This is a genomic window from Mesorhizobium sp. M7D.F.Ca.US.004.01.2.1, assembly GCF_003997785.1.
Classification (GTDB): Bacteria; Pseudomonadota; Alphaproteobacteria; order Rhizobiales; family Rhizobiaceae; genus Mesorhizobium; species Mesorhizobium loti.
Window position 1 is genome coordinate 1 of record NZ_RZRQ01000661.1, and the last position, 1,255, is coordinate 1,255.

The following is a 1,255-nucleotide window of genomic DNA, read 5'->3' on the forward strand; positions in this document are numbered from 1 at the left end:
CCGCGGCCCCCGCCATGGTGGGCCGGACGTCGCCAATGACAAATGGCTGGATCTGCGAGCCGCTGGGCATCACGCCGCAGCGCTCGGTCAATCGGCGGCCTGCGAAGGCAACGCGTTTCTGCAGTTGAACGCGGCGTTGGGGCTCATCGGACAGCGTGGCGAGTGCTTCGCGCGCCGCTACCGCCATCAGCGGCGATGGCGCGGTGGCGTATATGAATGGCCGGCAACGGTTGACGAGATAATCGCACAGCGTTTCCGGTCCGGTGACGAGTGCGCCGGACGCGCCGAGCGCCTTGCCGCATGTGTGGAGCGCGACAATGTTGTCGCGGCCCTCGAACGCGGCGGCCAGCCCCCGGCCTTCCGGTCCCCAGACGCCAGTGGCATGCGCTTCGTCGACGACAATGAATGCCTCGTGCCGGTCGGCAAGCGCCATTAGGCTCTCCATCGGCGCGCGGTCGCCATCCATGCTGTAGAGGCTTTCGACCGCGATCCAGACGCGCCCCGTGCCGCCGCCGGCGCGCCAGTGCGTGATCGCATCCTCGACAGCGTTGACGTCGTTGTGCGTGGCCAGCACGAACTGGGCGCGCCCGGCCTGCGCACCCTCATGCATGCTGGCATGCGCGAGTTCGTCGAGGACCAGCAGGTCGCCCTTCTGCGGCAGCGCGGTCAGCAGAGCGAAGTTGGCGATGTAGCCGCTGCCGAAGAACAGTGCGCACTCGGCTCCGAAGAACGCCGCCGCGTCCGCCTCCAGTGCCTCGTGTTCCGGCGCATTGCCGCGCAGCAGCCGCGACCCGGTGGCGCCGACCGGCGTACCCCGCGCAATCGCCGCCGCAACCGCGTCGCCGACTCTTTTGGAGGCAGCAAGCCCGAGATAGTCGTTCGACGAGAAGTCGAGCCCGGTGCGCGGCGACAGCGTCCGCAGCCGGTCCTTGCGCGCCAGCCCCTGCAGGGTCGCGTCATAGCGGGCAAGCGGTGCCCCGTTCATTGCGCCTCGAGTTCCATCGGCTCGATGCCGAGGCGCCGGAACAGCAGAATATCCTTGTCTTCGCCGGGATTGTCCGCCGTCAGCAGCGTGTCGCCGACGAAGATGGAGTTGGCGCCGGCGAAGAAGCACAGCGCCTGCATCTCGTCGGTCATGGCGGTGCCGCCAGCGGAAAGACGGACGTGCGCTTTTGGCATCATGATGCGCGCCAGCGCGATCACACGCACGAATTCGGTCGGCTCCATGGCCGTGGCCTCCGCAAGCCGGGTGCCG

At 68.4% G+C, this 1,255-nt stretch carries 1 protein-coding gene and 1 pseudogene; both read right to left on the bottom strand.

Annotated features, from left to right (window positions below):
* On the bottom strand, positions 1 to 985 hold a 985-nt coding region (locus EN993_RS35975; protein WP_164758064.1), incomplete at its 3' end, for an 8-amino-7-oxononanoate synthase.
* Positions 982 to 1,255, bottom strand: a pseudogene (locus EN993_RS35980) (biotin synthase); the annotation flags it as partial. The pseudogene EN993_RS35980 and the gene EN993_RS35975, both read right to left, overlap by 4 nt.